A 3,508-nucleotide genomic window follows, 5' to 3' on the forward strand; every position below is an offset into this window, starting at 1 on the left:
GACCCGGGAGGGCCGGGGCACCACCCCTGTGCGTCGACCGTGCCGTCAGTGCCCGGCGCTGTCCACCACGGCGGACCACTCGTCCAGGAGTTGCTGGGCGGAGGCGTCGTCGGGCCCCTCCGCCCAGAGGTGGGTGACGGCCTCGGCCGGGTCGGGGAGGACCAGGACCCAGCGGCCGTCGGGCTCCACGACGCGCACGCCGTCGGTGGTGTCGACCTTGCGGTCCCCTGCGGCCTCCACGACGTGCCGCATGACCAGGCCCTTGACCGCCCAGGGCGTGGCGAGCTCCCGCTTGAGGACGTGGGCCCGGGGGATGCGGGCGTCGATCTGGCTGAGCGTCAGCTGCGTCCGGGCCACGAGTCCGATCAGGCGGACGAAGGCGGCGGTGCCGTCGAAGACGCTGCTGAACTCGGGGATGAGGAACCCGCCGCGTCCGTCACCGCCGAAGACCGTGTTCTCCTCGCGTCCGACCCGGGTCAGGTCGTCGGGGGAGGTCGTGGTCCAGTCGACCTGGGTGCCGTGGTAGGCGGCGACCTGCTCGGCGATGCGGGTGGTGGTCACGGGCAGCGCCACCCGGCCGCTGCGGCGCTCCGCGGCCACCAGGTCGAGCATCACCAGCAGCGCACGGTCGTCCTCGATGATGCGGCCCCGCTCGTCGACCAGCGAGAGGCGTTCACCGACGGGGTCGAACCGGACGCCGAAGGCCGCCCGGGCCGAGGCCACGATCTCGCCGAGACGGACCAGGCCGGACCGGCGGGCGTCCTTGGTCTCGGTCGGCCGGGACTCGTCCAGACCCGGGTTGATGGTGAGTGAGTCGACGCCGAGGCGGCCGAGGAGGCTGGGCAGGACGAGGCCGGCGCTGCCGTTGGAGGCGTCGACGACGACCTTGAGCCCCGACTCCTTGACCCCGGTGGTGTCCACTGCCTGGAGCAGGGAGCCGGTGTAGGAGTCGTAGACGCTGGAGGGGAAGGAGAGGTCGCCGATCTCTCCGGGGAACGCACGCCGGTACTCCTGGCGCGCGTACACGCGGTCCAGTTTGCGCTGGCCCGCCTGCGACAGGTCGGCTCCCCGCTCGTCGAAGAACATGATGTCGACCGAGTCCGGGACGCCGGGAGTCGTTCTGATCATGATGCCGCCGGCGCTGCCCCGCGCGGTCTGCTGCCGGGCGACGGGCAGCGGGACGTTCTCCAGGTCCCGGACGTCGATGGCGCTCGCCTGGAGCGCCGAGATCACCGCGCGCTTGAGGGCCCGCGCGCCTCGGGAGTGGTCTCGCGCCGTGGTGACGGTCGAGCCCTTCTTCAGGGTGGTGGCGTAGGCGCCGGCGAGCCGTACGGCCAGCTCCGGCGTGATCTCGACGTTGAGGATGCCGGAGACGCCGCGGGCGCCGAAGAGGTGCGCCTGGCCGCGGGACTCCCAGATGACCGAGGTGTTGACGAACGCGCCGGCCTCGACCGTCTTGAAGGGGTAGACGCGGACGTTGCCCTGCACGATCGATTCCTCACCGACCAGGCACTCGTCGCCGATGACGGCGCCGTCCTCGATCCGCGCCGCCCGCATGACGTCGGTGTTCTTGCCGATGACGCAGCCGCGCAGGTTGCTCTGCTGGCCGATGTAGACGTTGTCGTGGACGACCGCCTTGTGCAGGAAGGCACCGCTCTTGACGACGACGTTGGAGCCGATGACGGTGTGCTCGCGCAGTTCCACGCCGGCTTCGATCTTGGCGTAGTCGCCGACGTACAGCGGTCCGCGCAGGACGGCGTCGGGGTGGACCTCCGCGCCTTCGGCGACCCACACGCCGGGGGCCATCTCGAAGCCGTCGAGGTCGACGTCGACCTTGCCCTCCAGCACGTCGGCCTGGGCCTTGACGTAGCTCTCGTGGGTGCCGACGTCCTCCCAGTAGCCCTCGGCGATGTAGCCGTAGATCGGCTTGCCTTCCTTCATGAGCTGCGGGAAGACGTCACCGGACCAGTCCACGGAGACGTCCGGGTCGAAGTAGTCGAACACCTCCGGTTCCATGACGTAGATACCGGTGTTCACGGTGTCCGAGAAGACCTGGCCCCAGGTCGGCTTTTCGAGGAACCGCTCGACCTTGCCGTCGTCGTCGACGATGGTGATACCGAACTCCAGCGGATTGGGGACCCTCGTCAGGCAGACGGTGACGAGAGCGCCCTTTTCCTTGTGGAAACGGATGAGGTCGGTGAGATCGAAGTCGGTGAGCGCATCTCCGGAGATGACCAGGAAGGCGTCGTCCTTCAGGGCCTCCTCGGCGTTCTTGACGCTTCCGGCGGTCCCGAGGGGTTTTTCTTCGTTGGCGTACGTGAGCTCCATCCCGAGTTCTTCGCCGTCACCGAAGTAGTTCTTCACCAGTGAGGCGAGGAACTGGACGGTCACCACGGTCTCGGTGAGCCCGTGCCGCTTGAGCAGCCGGAGCACGTGCTCCATGATCGGCCTGTTGGCCACGGGCAGCAGCGGCTTGGGCATGCTCGACGTCATGGGGCGAAGGCGTGTGCCCTCGCCACCGGCCATCACGACGGCCTTCATGTCGGAAGCGTCCTCCTTGAACAGACGGCTGGCGCGACCGAGGACGAGCCCGCTGCCGGGAGCCCTTCCGACGGCGACGATCACGTCGGTCGGCGCAGGGTCCCAGGAGAGCGGCGCTCAGGCGGTCGCGGTGTCCGCGCGGATGAGTCGGCGGACCTGAACCATGTAAAGGATCCCTGCCCACCAATAGAGGGTTGTACCCCATCCGGCGAACGCCCATCCGAAAATCGCAGCGAGCGAGTGAAGCCATCCGTGCCCGTCACTGAGAAGCAGCAGCGGGAAGGCGTACATGAGATTGAACGTCGCGGCCTTCCCGAGGAAGTTGACCTGCGGCGGTCCGTACCGGTGGCGGGCCAGCAGAACAACGGCGACGGCTAGGACCACTTCACGGGCCAGCAGGGCGATGGTGATCCACAGGGGCAGGATTTCCCGCCAGGTGAGGCCGACGAGCGTGGAGAGGATGTACAGCCGGTCAGCTGCGGGGTCGAGAATACGGCCGAGCTTGCTGATCTGGTTCCAGCGGCGGGCGAGCTTCCCGTCCAGGTAGTCGCTGATCCCGCTGAGGGCCAGCACCAGCAGTGCCCAGCCGTCGGCCTTCGGCCCGCCGAATACGGGCAGCAGGATGAGCCACAGGAAGAGCGGAACGCCGAGCAGGCGAGCCATGCTCAGGACGTTGGGGATTGTGAGGACGCGGTCGGTCTGGACTCGCGTCTCCTGGACCTCCACCCGGGGGCCTCCTGTGGGCGAACGTTGACGGTGCCACCCGACCTTACTCGTACGGGGGCGGCGTCTGGTCGTCGGGTTGCCCGGCGAGGTGCCGGCGGCACCGACTGCTGCGGCGATGACGACGGGCCCGCCGCTCGTGGCATCCGCCGCGTCGGGTCCTGAACGCAGGAAAGCCCCGCACCAACGGTGCGGGGCTCCCCCATCAAAAATTGTTCGGCGGCGACCTACTCTCCCACGAGGT

General features: G+C 68.8%; 2 protein-coding genes. Both read right to left on the bottom strand.

The features are described from left to right. Positions 1–45 precede the first annotated feature (45 nt). Positions 46–2,541, bottom strand: coding sequence for a sugar phosphate nucleotidyltransferase (locus tag ACFV3R_RS34520; protein WP_385591501.1), 2,496 nt, complete (start codon positions 2,539–2,541; stop codon positions 46–48). Between the two features lie 117 nt (positions 2,542–2,658). After that, positions 2,659–3,267 (bottom strand): CDP-alcohol phosphatidyltransferase family protein, encoded by a 609-nt coding sequence (locus ACFV3R_RS34525; protein ID WP_385591503.1) that lies wholly within the window; start codon positions 3,265–3,267, stop codon positions 2,659–2,661. Positions 3,268–3,508: the final 241 nt, after the last annotated feature.

This window comes from Streptomyces sp. NPDC059740 (genome assembly GCF_042733155.1).
In the GTDB taxonomy this organism is placed as follows: Bacteria; Actinomycetota; Actinomycetes; order Streptomycetales; family Streptomycetaceae; genus Streptomyces.